Source organism: Streptomyces fragilis, assembly GCF_003112515.1.
In the GTDB taxonomy this organism is placed as follows: domain Bacteria; phylum Actinomycetota; class Actinomycetes; order Streptomycetales; family Streptomycetaceae; genus Streptomyces; species Streptomyces fragilis.
Genome location: NZ_BEVZ01000011.1, coordinates 68,320 through 87,732, shown reverse-complemented (window position 1 = coordinate 87,732; position 19,413 = coordinate 68,320). Strand labels below are relative to the sequence as shown.

Below are 19,413 nucleotides of genomic sequence, written 5' to 3'. Positions count from 1 at the left end.
ACGGCCCCCCACGCGCCCCCTGCCGCCGGAACCCTGCTCGCGCGGCTCAGGCGACGAAGGTGCGGGTCGGTTCCGGGCCGAGGTGGGCGCCGGAGGCGACGAGGCGGGCCGCCGCGGCCAGCCGCGCGGCCGCCTCGTCGGCGAGCGGGCCGCCCACGGTGAACGGCAGCCGCACGTACCCCTCGAAGGCCCCGTCGACCCCGAAGCGGGGCCCCGAGGGCACCCGGACGCCCACCCGCTCCCCCGCGACCGCGATCCGCGAGCCGGAGAGCCCTCCCGCCCGGACCCACAGGGTGAGCCCGCCGGACGGCACCGCGAACTCCCAGTCGGGCAGCTCCCGCCGGACCGCGGCCACCAGCGCGTCCCGGTTGTCGCGGGCCTGGGCGCGCCGCCAGGCGACCGCGTCCGCCCACTCCCCGGTGTCCATCAGCCAGGCCACCGCCAGCTGCTCCAGCACCGGCGTGCCCAGGTCCGCGTACGCGCGCGCGGCGACGAGCGACCTGACGATCTCGGGCGCGGCCCGCACCCAGCCGATCCGCATGCCCGCCCAGAATGCCTTGCTGGCGGACCCGACCGTGATCACGGAGGAACCCGCGGGGTCGAAGGCGCACATCGGCCGCGGCAGCTCGACGTCCGCGTCCAGCGGCAGCTCCCGCATGGTCTCGTCGGCGACCACCACCGTGCCGGCCGCCCGGGCGGCGTCGACCAGCGTCCGCCGGCGTTCCTCGTCGGCCAGCGCGCCCGTGGGGTTGTGGAAGTCGGCGACCACGTAGGCCAGCCGCGGCGCGGACTCCCGCAGCACCTGTCGCCAGCGGTCCATCTCCCACCCGGAGAGCCCCTCCCCCATGGCCACCGGCACCAGCCGGGCCCCGGCCTCCCGGATCAGCTGGAGGATGTTGGCGTAGCTGGGGGACTCGACGGCGACCCGCTCGCCGCGGCCGGCGAAGAGGTGGCAGATGGCGTCGATGGCCCCCATGGCGCCCGTGGTGACCATGATCTGTTCCGGCATGGTGGGCACGCCGAGCTCGGTGTACCGCCGGGCGATGGTGGCCCGCAGGGCGGGCAGCCCGGCCGGGTAGTCGCCGTGGGTGGTGGCGTACGGCGGCAGCTCCCCCAGGGCGCCCTGGACGGCCCGGGTCAGCCAGGGTTCCGGGGCGTTGAGCGCGGCGGTGCCGAGGTCGATGAGCGTGCCGAGGGACTCCGGAGGCAGCGGCTCGAGGCCGCGGGCGGGCAGCGGGTTGCCCGGCGGCACGGCGGTCCAGCTGCCGGCGCCGCGCCGGGACTCGAGGAAGCCGTCGGCGCGCAGCGCCTCGTAGGCGGCGGCGACGGTGGTCCGGCTGACCGAGAGCGCGAGGGCGAGCTCCCGTTCGGCGGGCAGCCGCGCGGCGACCGGCACCCGTCCCTCCAGCACCAGCAGCCGGATGCCGTCGGCGAGGGCCCGGTAGGCGGGGGGTCGCCGCCCGCCCGGCGCGGAGGGCCGCTCCTGCTGCGAGGCGAGCTGCCGCGCCAGCTGGGCGGCTCCCACCACGGAGGTCCACCGTTGCATCCGTCCAGTCCACCTTCCCCGAATTGGCCCTGTCGAGCCGCAGGACCCGAGCCACAGAGTGGCATGCGCCGGTCCAACATCACCACAGGGGGTCGCCTTGCTCGCCCGACGTCTCGTCCAGCTGTACCTCGGCCTCACGCTCTACGGGGTCAGCACCGCGCTCCTGCTGCGGGCCGAACTGGGCCTGGAGCCGTGGGGAGTCCTCAACCAGGGGGTGTCCGAGCTGACCGGCCTGACGGTGGGCGTGGTCTCGATCCTGGTCGGCGCGCTGGTCCTGCTGCTCTGGATACCCCTGCGGCAGCGTCCCGGCCTCGGCACCGTCTCCAACGTGTTCGTCGTCGGCCTCACCATGGACGCCACCCTCTTCCTGGTCCCCGACGCCGACGCGCTCACGGTGCGCTGGCCGCTGCTGCTCGCCGGTCTGGTGCTCAACGGCGCGGCCTCCGGGCTCTACATCGCCGCGGGATTCGGGGCCGGCCCGCGCGACGGCCTGATGACCGGCCTGCACCGTCGCACCGGCCGCTCGATCCGCAGCATGCGCACCGCGATCGAGGTCGTGGTGGTGCTGACCGGATTCCTGCTGGGCGGAACCGTCGGCGCCGGCACCCTCCTGTACGCGCTGGCCATCGGACCGCTGGTGCAGTTCTTCCTGCGCCTGTTCACACCCGCGCCCACCGCGGAGCCGGACCCCGCGTCCAGCGCTGAGCCGACCCCCGCGCCCGCCGGGGAGCAGGCCCCCGCCCCGCGCTGCTCCGCCGAGCCGCAGGGCGCGATACTGCGACCGTGACGACGACCCGGACCCCGCACCCGTACCTGGACCACCCAGGACCGATCCCCTTCGCCCACCGCGGCGGGGACGCCGACGGGCTGGAGAACACCGCCGCCCAGTTCCGCCGCGCCGCCGACGCCGGGTACCGGTACATGGAGACGGACGTCCACGTCACCGCGGACGGCGTCCTGGTCGCCTTCCACGACGACACCCTGGACCGGGTGACCGACGGCGCCGGCCGGATCGCCGAGCTGCCCTGGAGCGAGGTCCGGCAGGCGCGGGTCGCCGGGCGGGAGCCGGTGCCGCTCCTGTCCGAACTGCTGGAGACCTTCCCCGAGGTCCGCTGGAACGTGGACGTCAAGGAGGAGGGCGCCCTGCTGCCGCTGCTGGAACTGGTGGAACGCACGAACGCCTGGGACCGGGTGTGCCTCGGGTCGTTCTCCGAGTCCCGGGTCGCGCGGGCCCAACGGCTGGCCGGGCCGCGGCTGGCCACCTCCTACGGCACGGCCGGCGTCCTCGCCCTCCGGCTGCGCTCCTGGGGTGTCCCGGTCGGGCTGCGCGCCTCCGCGCTGGCCGCGCAGGTCCCGGTCGCCCAGGCCGGTGTCCCCGTGGTGGATCGCCGCTTCGTCGGGGCCGCCCACGCCCGCGGCCTGCAGGTCCACGTCTGGACGGTCAACGATTCCGTAGAAATGCACAGGCTCCTGGACCTGGGGGTCGATGGCATCATGACCGATCACATCGACACGCTGCGCGCGGTCATGGAGGACCGGGGCACCTGGGTCTGAGCGTGCGCGGCCCCCACGGCGCGAAGCGAGGATCGGGTGGGCAGCATCACAGTGCGGACGGGGGCGGCCGGCACGGCCGACGGACGTCGGCGCGAGCAGCGCGGCTGGTACTTCTACGACTGGGCCTGCTCGGTCTACTCCACCAGCGTGCTCACCGTCTTCCTCGGCCCCTACCTGACCTCGGTCACCAAGGCCGCCGCCGACGACGAGGGCTTCGTCCACCCCTTCGGCATCCCGGTGAGCGCGGGGTCCTTCTTCGCCTACACGGTGTCCCTGTCGGTGATCGTCGCCGTGGTGCTGATGCCGCTGGTGAGCGCCGCCGCGGACCGCACCGGCCGGAAGAAGCCGCTGCTGGGGGCCTTCGCCTACCTCGGCGCCCTCGCCACGGCCTGCATGTTCCTCCTGGACGGCGACCGCTACCTGCTGGGCGGCGTGCTGCTGGTCGTCGCCAACGCCTCGCAGTCGGTGGCCGCGATGCTCTCCAACGCGTTCCTCCCGCAGATATCTACGCCCGAGGAGCGCGACGCGGTCTCCTCCAAGGGCTGGGCCTTCGGGTATGCGGCGGGCGCGCTGATGCTCGTCCTCAACCTGGTGCTGTACACGATGCACGACTCCTTCGGCCTGACCGAGTCGGAGGCGGTCCGCATCTGCCTGGCCTCCGCGGGCGTGTGGTGGGGCGTCTTCGCGCTGATCCCGCTGCGCCGCCTGCGCGACCGCCGGGTCGAGGTGACCGAAACCTCCGCCTCCGCCCCGCGCCGCCTGCTGGAGACGCTGCGCGACATGCGCCGTCATCCGCTGACGCTCGGATTCCTGCTCGCCTACCTGGTCTACAACGACGGCATCCAGACGGTGATCTCGCAGGCGGCGGTCTTCGGCTCCGAGGAGCTGGGCCTGGAGCAGTCCACACTGATCACGGCGGTGCTGCTGGTGCAGGTGCTGGCGGTGGCCGGTGCGCTGGCGCTCGGCCGGATCGCGAGGCGGCACGGCGCGAAGCGCACCGTCCTCGGTTCGCTCGCCGCGTGGACGCTGGTCGTCGCCACCGCCTACTTCATGCCGTCCGGCGACGCCGTCTGGTTCTTCGCGCTGGCGGCCGGCATCGGCCTGGTGATGGGCGGCAGCCAGGCGCTCTCACGGTCCCTCTTCTCGCACCTGATCCCGCCGGGCAAGGAGGCCGAGTACTTCGCGGCCTACGAGATCAGCGACCGGGGCACCAGCTGGCTCGGCCCCCTGGTCTTCGGGCTGACGTACCAGCTGACCGGCAGCTACCGGGACGCCATCATCTCGCTGGTGGTCTTCTTCGCGCTCGGATTCCTGCTCCTCGCCCGCATACCCGTGCGGCGTGCCGTCGCCGAGGCGGGGAACACGGTTCCGGAGAAGCTCTGATGGTTTTGGCAGCGGAGATGGCGGGGCGGTAGTGTACGCGTTTGGCCTGCCAAGCGTACCGTTACTGCGCGACAAAGACGCCGCGACGTCGAGTGACATCTCCTGCCAGATGTGACAAACCGGGCAATGGTGGGTACAACAAGGGGCGGCTACGACGGCGACGCATTGGCTGGAACGGGAATCTTTACCGCCGACCGGACGTTGAGCCGGATGACGACGACAGCGACACCTGTCCTGTGGGCGACAAGCCCGGGAGGCACGATTCATGAGTGAGCGAGCTCTTCGCGGCACGCGCCTCGTGGTGACCAGCTACGAGACCGACCGCGGCATCGACCTGGCCCCGCGCCAGGCGGTGGAGTACGCATGCGAGAAGGGGCACCGCTTCGAGATGCCCTTCTCGGTCGAGGCGGAGATCCCGCCGGAGTGGGAGTGCAAGGTCTGCGGGGCCCAGGCACTCCTGGTGGACGGCGACGGACCGGAGGAGAAGAAGGCCAAGCCGGCCCGTACGCACTGGGACATGCTCATGGAGCGTCGTACCCGTGAGGAGCTCGAGGAAGTCCTCGAGGAGCGACTCGCGGTGCTGCGTTCCGGGGCGATGAACATCGCTGTTCATCCCCGAGACACGCGCCGCAAGTCGGCGTAGGCCTCGCCGCGGCCCGGCGCCGCGAACAGCACACGGCCGCGGGCGCCGTACGTGGGAACACGTACGGCGCCCGCGGCCGTTGTCGTGGCCTGCGGCCCGGGCCCGGGGTCAGGGCACCAGCGGAGGCCGCGGGCCCTGGTCCTCGGAGCCGGGGCCGCCGTGGTCGCGGGCGGGCTCCTCGCGGATGACCTCGCCCTGCACGACCTTGCCGTCCGGCCGGTGGATGCGCGCCTGCTGGAGGAGGCCCTCCATGCCCGCGGTCGCCCGCGTCAGCCGGCGCTCCAGGGTCCGCTCGAGCGCCGCCCGCACCGCGCGCTGCACCGGCGGCACGAGCAGCAGCAGCCCCGCCACGTCGGTGATCAGGCCGGGCACGATCAGCAGGATGCCGCCCAGCATGGTGAGCCCGTTGCCCTCGCTCCGCGAGGGGTCGCGCCGCCCGGCGTCCGACGGCACGCCGTCGCCCCGCGCGCCGCGCAGCGTCGCGTCCAGCGAGCGGAAGGCGCGTCGCCCGGCCCGCTTCACGACCGCGCCGCCCAGCACCACACCGGCCGCGAGCAGGGCGAACACCGTGATGCCGCCGGCCGCGTCCGCCACCAGCGTCAGCAGCCAGATCTCGAGCACCAGCCACGCGGCCAACGCGAGCGGCACCGCGGCGCGCGCCCGGGAGCGGGGCCTGCGGGCGGGGCGCTGCGTGGAGGATCCGGGAGAGCTGGGAGGGAAGGAGCGCTGAGGACCGGTCGTCATGTCTCCAGTGTGCCTGGCGGCTCCTCTCAGCCGCGCCGGGGCCGTCCGAGAACGCGGCCGGCCCGCTCGGTGACGCCCCAGGCGGTGACCCGCCAGAGCGCCTCGACCAGGATGTCGCGGCTCATCTTGGAGTCGCCGTGCTCGCGCTCGACGAAGGTGATCGGCACCTCGACCACGTGGTAGCCGGCCTTCACGGCCCGCCGGGCCAGGTCGACCTGGAAGCAGTACCCCTGGGAGGCCACGTCGGCCAGCCCCAGCCCCTCCAGGGTCGCCCGGCGGAAGGCGCGGAAGCCGCCGGTGACGTCGCGGATCGGGACGTCGAGCAGGACCCGGGAGTAGAGGCTGCCGCCGCGGGAGATGAACTCACGCGAGCGCGGCCAGTTGACGACCCGCCCGCCGGGCACCCAGCGGGAGCCGAGGACCAGGTCCGCGCCCTTGAGCGCGGTGAGCAGCCTGGGCAGTTCCTCCGGCTGGTGGGAGCCGTCGGCGTCCATCTCGACCAGGACGTCGAAGCCGTGCTCGATGCCCCAGCGGAAGCCGGCCAGGTAGGCGGCGCCGAGGCCTTCCTTGCCCTTGCGGTGCAGCACCCGCACCTGGTCGTCCTCGGCCGCCAGCTCGTCGGCGATCTTGCCGGTCCCGTCCGGGCTGTTGTCGTCGGCCACCAGAACGTGCGCCTCGGGAACGGCTGCCCGGACACGGCGGACGATCGGCGCGACGTTGTCGGCCTCGTTGTAGGTGGGGATGATCACCAAGGCCTTGCCGAGCGGGCCGAACCGTCTCTCCTGGCCCCCCGCAGCGGGGGCGCCCACGCCGTCGTTCACTGCTGACCTTCCGTTTCCGCGCCGTCGTCCCCGCGGAAGCGGGCGCCGTGCACAGCCAAGTCCCTACGCAGGGGACCACCTTAGTGCGCGGCTCGCGGCGGGACACGGCAACGCGACGGGGTGCCCGCCCCGCGGCGGGGGCATCGGCGGCAAAACGCCGGAAAGCGCCCGCCAGGCGGGGGCCGGAGCCCTTCGGGCCGGCCCGGGACCCGCCGGCTGCGGATCCTCCCGGGCCGTTGTCTGTTGAGCTCCGGCACCCCGCCCTGGTCTCACCTGCCGACCGGCGACGGCCTCCCTCAGGGCGTCACGGCCGCTGGGCCTGGCACAGCGGGCCGGTGCGCCGCCCCGGCGCACCGGCCCGACCCAGCGGCGGCGCCACGAGTGCGCGGAGGCTCCCGGTCGGGCGTCCGGTGGTGGACCCGGCCGAACCTACCCGCCGCCCGCCGCGCCCTGTCAAACCCGGGCCACGGGCGGACGCGGGGCGTTCGGGGAACGTTCCTTCTCCTAGGGGCGCGGGAGCGGGGCGGTGGATCCGCGGGGCGTGGGGGCGCCCGCTCCCGCGCCGGAGATCACTCGCCCGGCCGTACGAAGACCGTCTCGCCGCCCACCACCGTGCGCAGGCAGACCGGCAGGTCGCTCCCGGGGGTGAGGTCGGGCAGGCCGGGGGTGCCCGAGCGCGGGTCGGTGGACCAGCGGGCGACCCGGTCGTCGGGGGCCTGCACGATCAGCTCCCCGGTGCGCCAGAGGGCGTAGTCGGCGGGTGCTCCCGGCACCAGCACGCCGGCGTCGTCCCGGCCGATCGCCCGCCAGCCGCCGCGGGTGTGGGCGGTGAAGGCGGCGCGGACGGAGACCCGGTGTTCCGGGGTCCGGTGGAAGGCCGCGGCGCGTACGGTCCCCCACGGGTCGAGCGGGGTGACCGGGCTGTCCGAGCCGAAGGCCAGGGGCACGCCCGCGCGGAGCATGGCGGCGAACGGGTTGAGGGTGCGGGCCCGCTCGACGCCGAGCCGCTGGGCGTACATGCCGTCCTCGCCGCCCCAGTGGGCGTCGAAGGCGGGCTGCACGGAGGCGGTGAGCCCCAGCTCGGCGAAGGCGGCGATCGTCTCCGGCGTCATCATCTCGGCGTGCTCGACGCGGTGCCGGGCGGCGCGGACGCGGGCCAGGCCGACCTTCTCGGCGGCGACGCGGACGCCCTCGACCACGGCGGTGACGGCGGCGTCGCCGATGGCGTGGAAACCGGCCTGCAGGCCGGCCTCGGTGCAGGCGGCCACGTGGGCGGCGACCGCGGCGGCGTCCAGGTAGGGGGTGCCGGCGTGTCCTGCGTCGGCGTAGGAGTCGTGCAGGCAGGCGGTGTGCGAGCCGAGGGAGCCGTCGGCGAACAGGTCGCCGGCCGCGCCGAGGGCGCCGAGGGCGCGGGCCTTGTCGACGTCCTGCTCGGCCCAGTAGCCGACGACCCGCGGGCCGGGCTCCTCGGCGGCGATCCGCAGCAGGGCGGTGAAGTCGTCCTCGGAGGAGATGTTCGGGCCGCCGCACTCGTGGACGGTGCCGATGCCGACGGAGGCGGCGTGGGCCAGGGCGGCGCGCTGGGCCTCGGCGCGCTGGGCGGGGGTGACGGCGCCGAAGGCGGCGGCGCGGACGGCGTGATGGGCGTCGCCGGTGAGCGGGCGGTCGGCCTCGAAGCCGGTCAGGGCGGTGACGCCGGGGACCAGGTCGAGCAGCGCGGTGGTGACCACGGCCGAGTGCACGTCCACCCGGGAGAGGTACAGCGGGCGGCCGCCGGTGGCCTCGTCGAGCTCGGCGCGGGCCGGCGGGCGGCCGCCGGGCCAGCGCGCGGCGTCCCAGCCGTGGCCGAGCAGCACCCGGTCGGCGGGGCGGGCGGCGGCGAACTCGCGGATCCGGCCGAGGGCCGCCTCCAGGGAGGGGGCGCCCGACAGGTCGAGGCCGGTGAGGGCGAAGCCGGTGCTGGTGGCGTGCACGTGGGCGTCGGTGAACGCCGGGGTGACCAGGGCGCCCTCCAGGTCGACGACCTCGTCGACCCCCTCGGCGAAGGCGTCGGCGGCGCCCTCGGACCCGACCCAGGCGATGTGGCCGTGTTCGACGACCATGGCGGTGGCGAAGGGGTCGGCGGGGCTGTGGACCTCGCCGCCGCGCAGGAGCACGGTGCGGGAGGTCGGGGCGGTGCCAGTACTCATGGGGACAGTCTCCCGCCCCGCCCCGCCGTCCGGCGCGCGGGGGTCGGGCGGGTCCCGGCGGGTCAGAGGCGCGGCGGGCGGGCCTCGTAGGGCGTGGAGAGCACCACGGTGGTGCGGGAGGAGACCCCGGCCAGGGCGCGCACCCTGGCCAGCAGCTCCTCGAGCTCGTGGGGCGTGGCGACGCGCACCTTGAGGATGTAGTTCTCGTCGCCGGCGACGCTGTGGCACGCCTCGATCTCCGGCACCCCGGCCAGCCGTTCGGCGATGTCGTCGGGGGCGCTGGGGTCGAAGGGCTTCACCGAGATGAACGCCGTCAGCGGCAGTCCCACCGCCTCGGCGTCGACGACCGCCGCGTAGCCGCGGATGACGCCGCGCTGTTCCAGCCGGCGCACCCGCTGGTGCACGGCGGACGTGGACAGGCCCGTGGCCTTGCCCAGGTCGGTGTAGCTCATCCGCCCGTCCTCGACGAGCAGCCGCACGATCTGTCGGTCCAGCTCCTCCATGCGCAAAAGCTACAGGCAGCGCATGGTGCAGGCCCAGGCGCGTCCACGGGTCGGTCGGCGTGGAGGGCGAGGGTGGGCGGTGTGTGGCGTTTGCGCATGACTATGTGATGAAGGACACACTTCTTGACCGGGCTCCGCGATGTTCACGTGATTACCTGCCCGGGGTGCAGGGAAATGCTTGCTGTGGTCGAGGCCGCAGAGCCGTTCGGCCCAGCCCGAGGGGGAGTACCCATGCACAGTCTTCAGCGCCCTGGCCGTTCCGCGTCCAGGAAGTTCCAGCAGGTCGTCCAGCCCGAGCCGGAGGGCGTCGAACCGGACGCCGCGGACGACGAGTTCGACGCCTACGACACCTTCGAGATGTACCGGGTCGTCTGCCCGGACTGCGCGCAGCCCATCGCCCTCCTGGCGGACGAGGAGGTCCTGCCGGAGCACGCGCTGTGCGCCTCGCCGTGGAACCCGTTCGGCCTCACCGTGTGCGGTGGCACCGGCCGGGCCGCCGCGGACGCCGAGGCGGCGGACGCGGAGGCGGACCCGCAGGAGCAGGAGACCGGACTGCTGCTCACGCTGCCCGCCGGACTGGACTGGCGGACCCAGCCCTTCTCGCACGTCGGCGGCCCGGGATCGCGCCCCATGCGCGCGCCGATCACCCGCCGCCAGATGGGCCGCGCCGCCTGACGCCGCCGCGCGACCGCTGCCCGGCACCGCCGTCCGCGCCGCCCCGTCCGGCACCGCCGCCCGGCGCTGCCCCGTCCGGCACCGTCGCAGGGGCCGCGCCGCCCGGCGGCGTCCCGTGGGCCGCGCGTCGCCGGCGCCGCGCATCCGCCGGCCCGAACTGATGCGCTGACGCCCGGTGGGGTGACGTGACGCCGCCCCGGGCGTTCTCCCGGTATGACCGCACCCTCTTCGGCCGTCGCCCGGCGCCGACGTGTGTTCGTGCCGGGCCCGGTGGAGGCCCCGGCGGTGCCGGAGTCCTCGCCCGAGGATCCGCCCATCTACCGCGAGCTGCTGCGGAGCTGGGCGGACGGAGGGCGGACCCTTCCGGGCCGTCACGACCCGGAGTGGACCCGCCTGGCGACGCCGCCGGGCCGGCGCCCGCCGGTCAGCGCGACTCGGGACCCAGCAGGTGACGGCCGATGACCATCCGCTGGATCTGGTTGGTGCCCTCGACGATCTGCAGCACCTTGGCCTCGCGCATGTACCGCTCCACCGGGAAGTCCGCGGTGTAGCCGTAGCCGCCGAGGACCTGGACGGCGTCGGTGGTGACCTTCATGGCGGCGTCGGTGCAGAACAGCTTGGCCATCGCCGCCTGCCGGGAGAACGGACGGCCGGCGTCCCGCAGCCGCGCGGCGGCGAGGTAGAGCGCGCGGCCCGCCTCGACCTGGGTGGCCATGTCGGCGAGCAGGAAGCGCAGGCCCTGGAAGTCGCCGATGGGGCGGCCGAACTGACGGCGCTCGCCGGCGTACGCGGCGGCGGCGTCCAGCGCGGCCTGGGCCACGCCGATCGCGCAGGCGGCGATGCCGAGCCGGCCGGAGTCCAGTGCGGCGAGGGCGATGGTGAAGCCCTGGCCCTCGTCGCCGATCCGGCGGTCGTCGCCGAGCCGGACGCCGTCGAAGTGGACCTGGGCGGTGGGCGAGCCCTTCATGCCCATCTTCTTCTCGGGCGCGGCCGCGGAGAGGCCAGGGGCGTCGCCCGGGACCAGGAAGGCGCTGATGCCGCGGGGGCCCTCGCCGCCGGTGCGGGCCATCAGGGTGTAGAAGTCGGCGATGCCGCCGTGGGTGATCCACGCCTTGGTGCCCTCGACGACCCAGTCGCCGTCGGCGCCGTCGCGGACCGCGCGGGTGCGCAGCGAGCCGGCGTCGGAACCGGAGGCCGGCTCGGACAGGCAGTAGGCGCCCAGCAGGCCGCCGCCGAGCATCCGGGGCAGGTGCTCCAGTCGCTGCTGCTTGGTGCCGAAGTGGGCCAGGGCATGGCAGGAGAGGGTGTGGACGCTCACCCCGAGGCCGACGGTGAGGCGGGCCGCGGCCAGTTCCTCCAGGACCTGGAGGTAGACCTCGTAGGGCTGGTCGCCGCCGCCGTACTCGACCGAGTAGGGCAGCCCGAGGAGTCCGGCCTCGGAGAGGAGGGCGAAGAGCTCGCGCGGGAAGACGCCGGCGTCCTCCTCGTCGGCCGCCGTGGGGGCGATCTCGCGCTGGGCGATGTCGCGGGCCAGGGCGAGCAGGTCCCGGGCCTCGTCGGTGGGCAGCGTACGGTCTACCGGCTGCGGGGCACCATGATCGGTCATGGCGGTGTTCTCCTCCCTGTACAGGCGCAGGGCGGGTGACCGCGTGGATGATGCGGGACCCGCCGGCTCACGGGCAGATCCGACGCCCTTCCGGATCGCGGAAGAAAACGGCAGGTCGGCGGCTGCGCGCTGTGAGTATGCCCGGTAGTCGTCGCTGCGTCACCGGTTAACGGTCGCTTACTTGTAACGGATGGAGAACATGTCCTGCGGGCGCGTCCGCGGGCGGCGGAAAAGCAGTGGAGCCCGGCCGTGGGGCCGGGCTCCTTCTGCTGTGCGGACGGGACGGGCCGTGGGGCCGGGCTCCGTCCGTGCCGTGCGGGCGGTCCTGCTGCCGCCGTCGTCGCGCCCGGCGGGTCAGACCAGGCCGAGGCGGGTGACCAGCATGGCCACCACCACGACCAGGACCCAGCCGGCGATGTTCTCGACGAGGCCGTTGTCGTCGTCGTCCTTCGGGCCGCCGGTGAGGGTGCGGGTCAGGGTGGCGGTCGCTGCGCTCATGATGTCTCGCTCGGGTCGCGTGCGGTGGAGGATCCCCCCGGCGTCCGGCCGCGGCCGGATTCCGTTCCTCCACCATGCCATCGCCCGAGGGCCTCCGGGCGGAGACCTTGGTCACAAGACCGCAGGTCAGCGCTCCGCGAGGCCCTCGACCGACGCCCTCAGCGGATGCCGACGGCCTCCAGGGCGCGCCGCTGGGCGGGCGTGGGGTGCGCCGGGAAGTACAGGTAGCAGACGCCGCCGGTGCCGGAGGAGACCTTGCCGCTCGCGTTGTAGCGCTTGGTGCGGAGCCAGATGTTCTCCCACTCGGACCGCTTGTAGACGCGGCGGACCGCCTCGTTGCTCGGGGAGGCCGGGTCGTTGGCGATGACGTCGCCCTCGGCGGTGAAGCCGATCACCGTCATCAGGTGGCCCGAGGTGCCGTAACCCGCGCCGGTGAGCTCGGTGGCGAGGAAGGACTGCGACGTTATGGCCGGGATGCCGGCGGCGATCAGCTTCTCCAGGTCGGTGAGCGACTCCAGCCGGGTCACCACGCCCTGGAGGCCCGGATAAGTGGCGGCGTAGGCGGCGTTGAACGGCCAGTTGCCGCAGCCTTCGTACTGGTAGTCGAAGGTGTGGCGCGCCGCGTGGCAGACCTGCGGGTCGGCGAACTCCGGGTTGACCCAGGCGAGCTGCTCGGCGGTGGGCTTCCGGCCCCAGTACTCGATGATCATCTGCGAGGAGGTGGGGCTGCACCAGGCCTCACCGCCGTTGTCGTACTCGGGGTACTGGCCGACGTGGGTGTTCTGCGAGTAGCGCGGCACCGTGAGCTCGCGGGCGACCCGCGGGGTGGAGGCGGGCACGGTGAAGCGGTCCGGGACGTCGGAGCCCATCGCACCGAGCCGCCAGACCGTGGGGGTGGCCTTGGTGCCCGGGCGGCGGTGGAGGGTGAGGCGCAGCCGGTAGGAGACCAGGCGCAGGCCGGTGGAGGCGTCGTCGACGGAGAAGGTGTCGGTCCAGACCGTGCTCTTGCCGTCGGTCTGGTCGTCCACCGAGGTGCGGCGGATGTCCTGGTCGCCGGCGGCCCACCGGCCCATCACGTACCAGGGGGTGTCGGTGCCGTCGTTGTAGGTGCCCTGCAGCTCGACCTGGATCCAGGTGCCGTCCGGGGTGTCGGCGTTCCAGCTGGGGATCACTTCGGTGGCGGGGACCGTGAGCCGGTGGGGCTGCGAGGTCCAGGTGGCGTACTCCCAGGAGGCGGTGGTCCCGGTGTGCGGGTCGGTGTAGTCGGTGACGCCGGCCGGGGTGGCGATGACGATGCCCGGGCGGGCGCCGGCCACGGGCCGCACGCCGCGGGCGCGGCCCTCGGACCAGTCGGCGTAGGTGACCCAGGCCCGGTTGTCCACCAGCCCCTTGGCCGCGGCCCCGCCGGCGGCGGCGTCCGCGGGGGCCGCGGTCGCGGGAACCGCGGCGGCCCCGGTGACCGCCACGGCGACCGCCGCGGCAAGAACGTTTCTGCGGGACGGCTGCTGTGCTCTGCTGCTCATGGCTGATCGGCCCCCTGGGGTGTGTGTCAGGTGACGGTGTCCGCGGCACCGGCCCCCACTATGACCATGCGGTCCGCCGTCGATCCAGTACCTCGGCCGTTCCTGCTGCGGCAATATTGGTGTGGACCTCTGACGGAGGCACCGGCGGGGAAGACGGCCGGGAGGCGGCCGGCGAGTCACCCGGGCGACAGACGGCCAGGAGACGGCCGACGAGTCACCCGGGCGACGGACGGACCTAGGGTGGAGCCGTGTCAGAAGCCCTCGCCGCCTCGCTGCTGCGGCTGTCCCCTTCCTGCGGCCCGGTCCGGCTGATCGGGATCGACGGGCACGCGGGTTCCGGCAAGAGCACCTTCGCGGCCCGGCTGGCCCGGGCGCTCGGCGGCGCTCCGGTGCTCCATCTCGACGACATCGCCACCCACGAGGAGTTGTTCTCCTGGACCGCGCGGTTCGTCTCCGAGGTGCTGGAGCCGCTGAGGGAGGGCCGGGCGGCCCGTTACGCGCCCTACGACTGGTCCGCCCGCCGCTTCGGCGCGCCCCGCGTCCTGCCGCCCGCGCCCGTGGTGCTGATCGAGGGCGTCGGCGCGGGGCGCCGGGAGCTGCGTCCGCACCTGGCCCGGCTGATCTGGATGGACCTGCCGGCCGAGGAGTCCTGGCGGCGCGGCCGCCGCCGGGACGGCGAGGGGCAGCAGGAGTTCTGGGACGGCTGGGAGGCGGCCGAGCGCGCGCACTTCGCGCGCGACCCCTCGCGTCCCCACGCGCATCTGCTGGTCCGTCAACTGGGGTGCGGTTACCGGTTGTCGGAGGGTGCGACCACCACTTTCCTCACGTTCGGTGACGAGCCGTCGGCGCCCCGCGAACGCCCCTTCGACGACCCGGGGCACGACGCCCGACCGTGACGTCGGGACGGCTTGACCCCGGGGCCGTGCAGGTCTTACGTTCTCACTGCGCGGCCGGTGCACGGCCGCCCATGGACACGAAGCCCCCGGTTGTTCCCCCGTGACCGGGGGCTTCGTTCTGCCCCGGACCGCTTCCGCGGACGCCCCGCGCCCCGTTTCTCTCACCCTCCGTGACCGCGCGGTGTCGCAGCGGTGCGCCGGTGGTGCTCCGCGCGCCCTCGTTTGGCCCTTCGGGCCCCGCCGACCCCATGGGTACGATGCCCTCGGTGCGTCCGTCGGTCCGCCGCCGCGTGGCCAACCGGGGCCGGTGGCCGGTCGGTTCGGCCGAGGCGGTCACCGGGGCCGGCCCGGTGGCGAGGGGACGGGGGCACGGTTCGTGGGGGACGGCGACGTGAGGGAATTCGGCACCCGGGGCCCCGGCGCCCCCGCCGATCTGGCCTGGCTGCGAGGGGTGGACGCCTACACCATGGGCGCCTACCCGCAGGCGGAGGAGGAGTTCCGCACCGCGGTACGGCTCGACCCCGGCATGGCGGACGCGTGGCTGGGCCTGCACGCCCTGCGGGTGGACACGACGACGGCGCTGCTGCGGATGCACCAGCACGGCGACCGCTTCGGCGAGCAGCGCACCCGGCACGGCAGGCCGCTCAACTCCTGGTACTGGCTGGGCTGGTGGGTCCAGCCGGTGCTGGAGAGCGGCCGGGACCTGCTGCTGGCGTACGCCTCGCACTGGCTGGACGGCCGCCACGTTCCCGAACTCGACCGCGCGCTCGGCTCGTTACCGCCCGCCGCCTCCGACGCCCAGGTCCGGTTCCTGCACGCCTGCCGCGCCTACCTGGTGAAGGACTGGGACCAACTGGTGCGGCACACCGAGCCGTTGCTGGACGACCCGGCGCTGGGCATCGAGGCCCGGCTGTTCGGCGGGATGGCCCGGGTGCGGCTGGAGATGTACGGGCAGGCCGAACCGCTGCTGTCGGCCGCGCTGATGCGGTGCCGCAGCGAGCAGCCGCAGCGCAAGGAGCTGCGGTACTGGCTGGCCCGCGCCCACGAGGGCACCGGCCGGACCGCCGCCGCGCTGCCCCTGTACCGCGCGGTGCACCACGTCGATCCGTCGTTCATGGACACCTCCGCGCGGCTGGCGGCCATCTCCGAGGGGGACGGCTGGGACGAGGACGCGGAGCTCGGCATCGACGGCTACGCGGGCTTCCCCCTCTCCCCCGCCGGCGAGGGCGCGGAGGGCCTGGACCCGATGGCCGGGACGGCGGGGCGGGACGTCGGGGTGAAGGTCTCCGACCCGGATCCCGAGACCTCGCCGTTGTCCTCGCCGGACACGGTGCGCGAGAAGTCCTTCGCCCCGCTCAGGCACGTCCCCCCGGGGCCCGCCGATCCGGCGCTGCTGGAGGAGGCGCTGGCCGAGCTGGAGCGCATGGTCGGTCTGGAGCCGGTGAAGCGGCAGGTCAAGGCGCTGTCCGCGCAGCTGAACATGGCGCGGCTGCGGGCCGAGCAGGGGTTGCCGGTGCGGCCGCCGAAGCGGCACTTCGTCTTCTCCGGTCCCTCGGGCACCGGCAAGACCACGGTGGCCCGGATACTCGGGCGGGTCTTCTACGCGCTGGGACTGCTCGGCGGGGACCACCTGGTCGAGGCGCAACGGGCCGATCTGGTGGGCGAGTTCCTCGGCCAGACCGCCGTGAAGGCCAACGAGCTGATCGACTCCGCGCTGGGCGGGGTGCTGTTCGTCGACGAGGCGTACTCACTGGTCAACACCGGGTACGGCAAGGGTGACGCCTACGGCGACGAGGCCCTGCAGGTGCTGCTGAAGCGGGCCGAGGACAACCGGGACCAGCTGGTGGTGATACTCGCCGGCTACCCCGAGGGCATGGACCGGCTGCTGGCCGCCAACCCCGGCCTGTCCTCCCGCTTCACCACGCGGGTGGACTTCCCCTCCTACCGGCCCGACGAGCTGTGCGCGATCGGCGAGGTGCTGGCCGAGGAGAACAAGGACGTCTGGGACGCGGAGGCGCGGGAGGAACTGCTGTCCATCAGCGTCTACGTGGTCGAGCGGGGGTGGATCGACGAGCTGGGCAACGGGCGGTTCCTGCGCACCCTGTACGAGAAGAGCTGTGCCTACCGCGACCTGCGGCTGTCGGCGGTCCCGCCGGACACGGAGCTGTCCCGGGAGGACCTGTCGACCTTGCGGCTGCCGGACCTGATGCAGGCCTACGGGGAGGTCCTCGCGGGACGGGAACCGGCGTCGGGCGACGACTGACGGGACGGGGCCGCTCCCGGGGAGGGCAGGGGAGACCGCTTCCGCGGGAAGGCGGGCGGGACCGCTCCCGCGGGAGGGCAGGCGCGCCCTCCCGCGGAAGGTGACCCTAGGACGCCACCCGGTGGGCCGGGTCGCGGACCTCGCCGACCAGGAGTTCCAGGACGTCCTCCAGGGCGACCAGTCCGAGCGCGCGGCCCGAGCCGTCGGTGACCGCCGCCAGGTGGGCGGCGGCCCGGCGCATCACGGTGAGCGCGTCGTCCAGCGGCAGACCGGCGGGCAGCTCGGTCATCCGGCGGCGGACCCTCGGGGGGACCGGCCCGTCGGCGTCGTCCAGGTCGAGGACGTCCTTGACGTGCAGGTAGCCCAGGAAGACGTCGCCCTCCCCCACCACCGGGAACCGCGAGAACCCGGTGCGCGCCGTGAGACCGACCACCTCCCCGGGGGTGACCGAGGGGCCGACGGTGACCAGGGACTCGCGCGGCAGCAGGACGTCCGTGACCGGGCGCGAGCCCAGTTCGAGGGCGTCCTCGAGCCGTTCGGCGTCCTCCGGGTCGAGCAGCCCGGCCTGGCCCGCGTCCTCCACCAGCCGGTTGAGCTGCTCGCTGGTGAACACCGCCTCGACCTCGTCCTTGGGCTCGACCCGGAACAGTCTCAGCACCGCCCCGGCGCAGGCCCCCAGGGCCGCGGTGACGGGGCCGCACAGCCGCGCGAAGGCGACCAGTCCGGGCCCCAGCCACACCGCCGCCTTCTCGGGCGCCGCCATCGCCAGGTTCTTGGGCACCATCTCGCCGATCACCAGGTGGAAGAAGACCACCACGGCGAGGGCGAGGACGTAGCCCAGCGGATGGACCATGGCCTCCGGCAGGCGGAGCGCCGTGAACACCGGCTCCAGCAGGTGCGCCACGGTGGGCTCGGCGACCGCGCCCAGGGTGAGCGAGCAGACGGTGATGCCGAACTGGGCGGCGGCCATCATCCGGGGCAGGTGCTCCAGGCCGTACAGGACCTGCCGGGCCCGGGCGGTGCCGAGCGGTTCGATCTGGCTGCGGCGCACCGACACCAGCGCGAACTCGGCCCCGACGAAGAAGCCGTTGCCGAGCACCAGCAGGGCCGCGAAGAGCAGTTGCAGCGCGCTCACCGGGCGGCCTCCGCGAGGTGCTGCGCGGCCGGCCGGTCCTCGGCGCCGGACGTGGCCCCGAAGGCCGTGGCCCGGACCGCCACGGTGTCGGGCGGGGCGGCCGGCACGGTGGCGACCGCTCCCGCCCTGACCAGCCGCACCCGCTCGGCACGGTTGTGCCCGACCCGCAGGACCCGCAGCCGCCAGCCGGGCAGCTCGGCGGTGTCCCCCACGGCCGGGATGCGCCCGAGGAGGTCGGCGACCAGTCCGGCCACCGTCTCGTAGGGCCCCTCCGGCGGCCGTAGTCCGGTCCGGCCCAGGAGGTCGATCCGGCAGCCGCCGTCGGCGTCCCAGGCGGGCGCGCCGTCCTCGGTGAGGGCGGGGGCCAGCTCGGGCACGTCCAGCCCGTCGTGCTCGTCGCGGACCTCGCCGACCAGTTCCTCGACGATGTCCTCCAGGGTGACCACGCCGGCCGTGCCGCCGTACTCGTCGACGACCACCGCGATCGGCTGCTCGGTGCGCAGCCGGGTCAGCAGCGGCCGCACCGGGAGGGTCTCGGGCACCAGCAGCGCGGGCCGGCACAGGCGGGTCACCGGGGTGCGCAGGCGTTCCGCGGCGGGTACGGCCAGCGCGTCCTTGAGGTGGGCCATGCCGACGATCTCGTCGATCCGCTCCCGGTAGACGGGGAAGCGGGAGAGGCCGGTGGCCCGGGTCAGGTTGACGACGTCCTCGGCGGTGGCCGAGGCCTGCAGCGCGGCGACCCGCACCCGGGGGGTCATCACGTGCTGGGCGGTCAGCTCGCCCAGGGAAAGGGTGGACAGGGTGCGCACGAACAGGTCGGCGGTGTCCTGTTCGAGGGCGCCGGCCCGGGCGGAGTGCCGGGCCAGCGAGACCAGCTCGCCCGGGGTGCGGGCGGAGGCGAGTTCCTCCGCCGGCTCGAAGCCCAGGGCGCGCACCAGCCGGTTGGCGACCGCGTTGAGCCCGGCGATCACCGGGCGGAACAGGCGGGCGAACCGGTGCTGGGGGCCGGCCACGAAGCGGGCCACCTGGAGCGGCCGGGAGACGGCCCAGTTCTTGGGCACCAGCTCGCCGATCACCATCTGCACCGCGGAGGCGAGCAGCATCCCGACCGCGACGCAGACGCCGGGGACGACGCCCTCGGGCAGCCCGAGCGCGGTGAAGGGGGCGTGCAGCAGTCCGGCGAGCGCGGGCTCGGCGAGCATGCCGACGACCAGGGAGGTGATGGTGATGCCGAGCTGGGTCCCGGAGAGCTGGAAGGAGAGTTCCCTGAGGGAGTCGACCACGCGGCGGGCGCGCCGGTCGCCCTGGGCGGCCGCGCGCTCCGCCTCGGGGCGGTCGACGGTCACCAGGCCGAACTCGGCGGCCACGAAGAATCCGTTGGCCAGGATCAGCAGGAAGGCGGCTGCCAGGAGCAGCAGGGGGATGGTCATGTGG

The 19,413-nt window shown here is 74.4% G+C and carries 17 protein-coding genes; 7 read left to right on the top strand and 10 right to left on the bottom strand.

Translation table 11 applies throughout. The features are described 5' to 3' along the window. Positions 1-46: 46 nt before the first annotated feature. Positions 47-1,546: an SCO1417 family PLP biosynthesis transcription factor gene (locus tag Sfr03f_RS28665; RefSeq protein WP_108957125.1), complete on the bottom strand. Its 1,500-nt coding sequence runs from the start codon at positions 1,544-1,546 to the stop codon at positions 47-49. Positions 1,547-1,643: 97 nt separating this feature from the next. Between Sfr03f_RS28665 and yczE the strand changes: the two genes are divergently transcribed. The 4 genes from yczE to Sfr03f_RS28645 all read left to right on the top strand — a co-directional run bounded on the left by yczE (position 1,644) and on the right by Sfr03f_RS28645 (position 5,126). Continuing rightward, positions 1,644-2,333: a membrane protein YczE gene (yczE, locus tag Sfr03f_RS28660; protein WP_290429982.1), complete on the top strand. Its 690-nt coding sequence runs from the start codon at positions 1,644-1,646 to the stop codon at positions 2,331-2,333. After that, positions 2,330-3,100: a glycerophosphodiester phosphodiesterase family protein gene (locus Sfr03f_RS28655; RefSeq protein WP_108957124.1), complete on the top strand. Its 771-nt coding sequence runs from the start codon at positions 2,330-2,332 to the stop codon at positions 3,098-3,100. Before yczE ends, Sfr03f_RS28655 begins: the two co-directional genes overlap by 4 nt. Before the next feature lie 36 nt (positions 3,101-3,136). Continuing rightward, positions 3,137-4,483: an MFS transporter gene (locus Sfr03f_RS28650; RefSeq protein ID WP_108957123.1), complete on the top strand. Its 1,347-nt coding sequence runs from the start codon at positions 3,137-3,139 to the stop codon at positions 4,481-4,483. Between the two features lie 265 nt (positions 4,484-4,748). Then, entirely contained in the window at positions 4,749-5,126 is a 378-nt protein-coding gene (locus tag Sfr03f_RS28645) for an RNA polymerase-binding protein RbpA (RefSeq protein WP_108957122.1), read from the top strand. 108 nt (positions 5,127-5,234) lie between these two features. Here Sfr03f_RS28645 and fxsA read toward each other — a convergent pair whose 3' ends face one another. The 4 genes from fxsA to Sfr03f_RS28625 all read right to left on the bottom strand — a co-directional run bounded on the left by fxsA (position 5,235) and on the right by Sfr03f_RS28625 (position 9,383). Beyond that, positions 5,235-5,870 (bottom strand): FxsA family membrane protein, encoded by a 636-nt coding sequence (gene fxsA, locus Sfr03f_RS28640; RefSeq protein WP_108957121.1) that lies wholly within the window; start codon positions 5,868-5,870, stop codon positions 5,235-5,237. A 26-nt stretch (positions 5,871-5,896) separates the two neighbouring features. Beyond that, the gene (locus Sfr03f_RS28635; protein WP_108957120.1) at positions 5,897-6,691 is read right to left on the bottom strand and encodes a polyprenol monophosphomannose synthase; all 795 of its coding nucleotides are present in this window, start codon (positions 6,689-6,691) and stop codon (positions 5,897-5,899) included. Between the two features lie 569 nt (positions 6,692-7,260). Beyond that, the gene (locus Sfr03f_RS28630; RefSeq protein ID WP_108957119.1) at positions 7,261-8,880 is read right to left on the bottom strand and encodes an amidohydrolase; all 1,620 of its coding nucleotides are present in this window, start codon (positions 8,878-8,880) and stop codon (positions 7,261-7,263) included. Between the two features lie 62 nt (positions 8,881-8,942). Further along, entirely contained in the window at positions 8,943-9,383 is a 441-nt protein-coding gene (locus tag Sfr03f_RS28625) for an Lrp/AsnC family transcriptional regulator (RefSeq protein WP_108957118.1), read from the bottom strand. A 231-nt stretch (positions 9,384-9,614) separates the two neighbouring features. On the opposite strand from Sfr03f_RS28625, the gene Sfr03f_RS28620 reads away from it, so the two are divergent. After that, positions 9,615-10,058, top strand: coding sequence for a hypothetical protein (locus Sfr03f_RS28620; protein ID WP_108957117.1), 444 nt, complete (start codon positions 9,615-9,617; stop codon positions 10,056-10,058). A 424-nt stretch (positions 10,059-10,482) separates the two neighbouring features. On the opposite strand, the gene Sfr03f_RS28610 is transcribed toward Sfr03f_RS28620, so the two are convergent. The 3 genes from Sfr03f_RS28610 to Sfr03f_RS28600 form a co-directional block, all read right to left on the bottom strand. Then, a complete protein-coding gene (locus Sfr03f_RS28610) occupies positions 10,483-11,664 on the bottom strand; it encodes an acyl-CoA dehydrogenase family protein (RefSeq protein ID WP_108957116.1) in 1,182 nt (393 codons plus the stop codon). Positions 11,665-12,018: 354 nt separating this feature from the next. Beyond that, on the bottom strand, positions 12,019-12,162 hold the full coding sequence (locus Sfr03f_RS28605) for an SCO1431 family membrane protein (RefSeq protein WP_108957115.1): 144 nt from the start codon (positions 12,160-12,162) through the stop codon (positions 12,019-12,021). 158 nt (positions 12,163-12,320) lie between these two features. Then, complete coding sequence (locus Sfr03f_RS28600) at positions 12,321-13,685, bottom strand: C39 family peptidase (RefSeq protein WP_108957114.1); 1,365 nt, start codon at positions 13,683-13,685, stop codon at positions 12,321-12,323. Between the two features lie 248 nt (positions 13,686-13,933). Between Sfr03f_RS28600 and Sfr03f_RS28595 the strand changes: the two genes are divergently transcribed. Continuing rightward, positions 13,934-14,581 carry a uridine kinase family protein gene (locus tag Sfr03f_RS28595; RefSeq protein WP_245967814.1) on the top strand — a complete coding sequence of 216 codons (648 nt, stop codon included), beginning with the start codon at positions 13,934-13,936 and terminating at the stop codon, positions 14,579-14,581. Positions 14,582-14,972: 391 nt separating this feature from the next. Further along, entirely contained in the window at positions 14,973-16,844 is a 1,872-nt protein-coding gene (locus Sfr03f_RS28590; RefSeq protein ID WP_245967813.1) for an AAA family ATPase, read from the top strand. A 106-nt stretch (positions 16,845-16,950) separates the two neighbouring features. Here Sfr03f_RS28590 and Sfr03f_RS28585 read toward each other — a convergent pair whose 3' ends face one another. Continuing rightward, entirely contained in the window at positions 16,951-17,979 is a 1,029-nt protein-coding gene (locus Sfr03f_RS28585; RefSeq protein ID WP_108957112.1) for a hemolysin family protein, read from the bottom strand. Continuing rightward, positions 17,976-19,409, bottom strand: a complete 1,434-nt coding sequence (locus Sfr03f_RS28580) for a hemolysin family protein (protein ID WP_108957111.1) — start codon at positions 19,407-19,409, stop codon at positions 17,976-17,978. The genes Sfr03f_RS28585 and Sfr03f_RS28580 overlap by 4 nt, the downstream gene beginning before the upstream one ends. Positions 19,410-19,413 lie beyond the last annotated feature (4 nt).